The following is a 3,549-nucleotide window of genomic DNA, read 5'->3' as shown; positions in this document are numbered from 1 at the left end:
CGCTGCTCTACTTCAACAAGTACCGCAACGCCAAGCCCGGCGACCCCCTCTACGACAAGGCCCGCACCGGCACCAACGCCAAGGCGGGCGACGGCTACTTCGACATCCTCAAGGCCGACGTGAAGGCCGGCAAGCTGCCGCAGGTCTCCTACATCGCCGCGCCCGAGGCGTTCTGCGAGCACCCCAACTGGCCCGTCAACTTCGGCGCCTGGTACATCGCCCAGGTCCTTGACGCCCTCACCTCCAACCCCGAGGTGTGGAGCAAGACGGCGCTGTTCATCACGTACGACGAGAACGACGGCTACTTCGACCACGTCGTCCCGCCGTACGTGCCCAAGGACGCCGACCAGGGCCTGTCCACCGTCGACACGAAGCTCGACTACTTCCCCGGCGACGCCAAGTACGCCGCCGGACACTACGGCCTGGGCCAGCGCGTCCCGATGGTCGTCGTCTCGCCGTGGAGCACCGGCGGCTACGTGAACTCCGAGGTCTTCGACCACACGTCGATCATCCGGTTCATGGAGAAGCGCTTCGGCGTGCGGGAGCCCAACATCTCGCCGTGGCGGCGCGCCATCTGCGGCGACCTGACCTCCGCCTTCGACTTCGGCGGCAAGGACATGGACCCCGACGAGATGCCGGACACGTCCGCCTACGCGCCGCCGGACAAGGAGCGCCACCCCGACTACGTGCCCAAGGCGCCCGCGAAGGGGACCCTGCCCAAGCAGGAGTCCGGCTCCCGGCCCGCGCGCCCGCTGCCGTACGCCCCGCTGGTGGACGGCAAGGCGGCGCCCGCCGACGGCAAGTTCACCCTCACCTTCAGCGGCGGTGACGCGGCGGGCGCCTGCTTCCACGTCCGCCCGGGCAACCGCACGGACGGCCCCTGGACGTACACCACGGAGGCGGGCAAGCAGCTCTCCGACACCTGGAACACGAAGTACTCGAAGGACGTGTACGACCTGTCGGTGTTCGGCCCGAACGGCTTCCTGCGCGTCTTCAAGGGACCCGGCAAGACCGCGGGACCGGAGGTCACCGCCCGCCACGACAAGACCTCGGGCAACCTCAAGCTGACCCTGACGAACACCGGTGGCACTGACGTCGACCTCAGCGTGTCCAACGCCTACGGCGGCGGCGCCCAGACGTTCAAGGTGAAGGCGGGCGGCACCGTCCAGCACACCGTCGACCTGCGCGCCACCAAGCGCTGGTACGACGTGACGGTGAAGTCCGACGCCGACGGCACCTTCCTGCGGCGCTTCGCCGGGCACGTGGAGAACGGCCTGGCCGGGGTCAGCGACCCCGCGATCGCCACCGCCTGACCGCCTGACCGCGTGACGCGGCCGTCGCCGGAAATTCAGCTCCGGCGGCGGCCCTCACGCGCTTAGCATGCGGAGGCATGAACCTCCCCCATCGCACCAGCGCGGACGGCGTCCCCGACAAGCCGGCTCTCGACGGGCTCGAAGAGAAATGGTCGCGGCGATGGGACGAGTCGGGCGTATACGCCTTCGACCGATCGAAGACACGTGACGAGGTCTTCTCCGTCGACACCCCGCCGCCCACGGTCAGCGGCTCCCTGCACGTCGGCCACGTCTTCTCGTACACGCACACCGACGCCGTCGCGCGCTATCAGCGCATGCGCGGCAAGGCCGTCTTCTACCCGATGGGCTGGGACGACAACGGCCTGCCGACCGAACGCCGGGTCCAGATCCACTTCGGCGTGCGGTGCGACCCCGCGCTGCCCTACGACCCGTCGTTCGCGCCGCCGGAATCGGGAACGGGCCAGATCCCCGTCTCCAGGCGGAACTTCATCGAGCTGTGCGAGCGCCTCACCGTCGAGGACGAGAAGGCGTTCGAGGCACTGTGGAGGACGCTGGGCCTCTCCGTCGACTGGTCGCACACGTACCGCACGATCGGCACGGAGGCACGCGCCACCGCGCAGCTCGCCTTCCTCAACAACCTGGCGCGCGGCGAGGCGTACATCGCCGAGGCGCCCACGCTGTGGGACATCACCTACCGCACCGCCGTCGCGCAGGCCGAACTGGAGGACAGGGAGCGGCCCGGCGCCTACCACCGGCTCACCTTCCACGGCCCGGAAGGGCGGCCCGTCGAGATCGACACGACCAGGCCCGAACTGCTCCCGGCCTGCGTCGCCCTGGTCGTCCACCCCGACGACGAGCGCCACGGGGACCTGGTCGGCGCGACGATCCGCACCCCGCTCTTCGGCGTCGAGGTGCCCGTGGTGGCCCACCGTGCCGCGGTCCCGGACAAGGGCACGGGGGTCGCGATGATCTGCACGTTCGGCGACACGGCCGACGTCACCTGGTGGCGCGAGCTGCGCCTGGCCACGCGCCCGGTGATCGGCTGGGACGGCCGCTTCCTGGCGCAGCCGCCGAGCGGGATCGAGACGCCGGATGCCGTCGCGGCGTACGCGAAGCTGGCGGGTGCCACGGCGCACACCGCGCGGGAGCGTGTCGTGGAGCTGCTGCGGGCCAGCGGTGAACTGCGGGGCGAGCCGCGGCCCGTCACGCACGCCGTGAAGTTCTACGAGAAGGGCGAGCGGCCCCTGGAGATCGTCACCACCCGGCAGTGGTACCTGCGCAACGGCGGCCGCGACGAGCGGCTGCGGGACGAACTGATGGCGCGCGGCGGCGAGCTGGCCTGGCATCCGCCGCACATGCGGGTGCGCTACGAGAACTGGGTCGGCGGTCTCAACGGCGACTGGCTGGTCAGCCGCCAGCGCTTCTTCGGCGTGCCGATCCCGGTCTGGTACCCGCTGGACGGCCACGGCGAGCCGGACTACGGCCGGCCGATCGTGCCGGACGCGTCCGCCCTGCCCGTCGACCCGAGCGCGGAGGCACCGCCCGGCTACGAGGACGACCGGCGCGGGGTGCCGCACGGCTTCACGGGCGACCCGGACGTCATGGACACCTGGGCCACCTCTTCGCTCACTCCGCAGATCGCGGGCGGCTGGCGCCGGGACCCGGACCTGTTCGCGCGGGTTTTCCCGATGGACGTCCGGCCGCAGGCCCACGAGATCATCCGTACCTGGCTGTTCTCGACGGTGGTGCGCGCGCACGCCGAGCAGGGCGAGCTGCCGTGGCGCCATGCCGCGATCTCCGGGTGGATCCTCGATCCCCATCGCAAGAAGATGTCGAAGACCAAGGCGAACGTGGTCACGCCGGGGGACCTGCTTGAGCGGCACGGCTCGGACGCGGTCCGATACTGGGCGGCGAGCGGACGGCCCGGCACGGACACGGCGTTCGACGTCGGCCAGATGAAGGTCGGCCGCCGCCTGGCCATGAAGGTCCTGAACGTCGGCAAGTTCGTGCTGGGACTCGCGGGGGCCGCCGGTCCCGCGAGCCCGGCCGCGGTCACCGAGCCGCTCGACCGGGCGGTCCTCGCCGAACTCGCCGCGACCGTCGAGGAGGCGACGGCGGCCTTCGACGACTTCGACTACGCGCGGGCTCTCGAACGCACGGAGCGGTTCTTCTGGCGCTTCTGCGACGACTACGTGGAGCTGGTCAAGGCGCGGGCGTACGGCGACCAGGGCGAGGG

The 3,549-nt window shown here is 71.0% G+C and carries 2 protein-coding genes; both read left to right on the top strand.

Annotated features, from left to right (window positions below; genetic code table 11):
• On the top strand, positions 1-1,313 hold a 1,313-nt coding region (locus tag ACQKIP_RS42950), incomplete at its 5' end, for an alkaline phosphatase family protein (protein ID WP_427745504.1).
• Between the two features lie 77 nt (positions 1,314-1,390).
• Positions 1,391-3,549, top strand: a 2,159-nt coding sequence (gene valS, locus ACQKIP_RS42945) for a valine--tRNA ligase (RefSeq protein ID WP_427745503.1), incomplete at its 3' end; no start/stop codon positions are given.

This window comes from Streptomyces sp. NPDC059900 (genome assembly GCF_050270335.1).
Lineage (GTDB): Bacteria > Actinomycetota > Actinomycetes > Streptomycetales > Streptomycetaceae > Streptomyces.
Note: the sequence above shows the minus strand (reverse complement) of the source record. Positions and strands in the feature narration are given on the sequence as shown.